Annotated in this window: 1 protein-coding gene; it reads left to right on the top strand. The window is 82.3% G+C overall.

Features of this window, described 5'->3' with window-relative positions; genetic code table 11:
• Positions 1-226, top strand: a 226-nt coding sequence (locus tag QM517_RS18135; protein WP_283289557.1) for a hypothetical protein, incomplete at both ends; no start/stop codon positions are given.

The raw sequence follows: 226 nt of genomic DNA, 5'->3' as shown, positions 1-226 counted from the left end.
CCTCGCCGACGTCCCCGCCGAAGAGCTCGAACGACTCGTCGCCGCCCTCAACACGGGGTCGGCGGCGCTCGGCCTCGACGACTCGGACGCGGCGCCGTTCGGCCCCCGCGGCCGCGGGGGTCGCGGCCCCGGCATGCGCGGCGTCGGCCCGTTCGGGCGCGGCTTCGGCCCGGGCTTCGGCCCCGGATTCGGCCCCGGCCCGCGCGGCCCCCGCCCCGACGCGGAC

It is taken from the genome of Microbacterium sp. IEGM 1404 (genome assembly GCF_030056775.1).
Taxonomy (GTDB): Bacteria; Actinomycetota; Actinomycetes; order Actinomycetales; family Microbacteriaceae; genus Microbacterium.
Note: the sequence above shows the minus strand (reverse complement) of the source record. Positions and strands in the feature narration are given on the sequence as shown.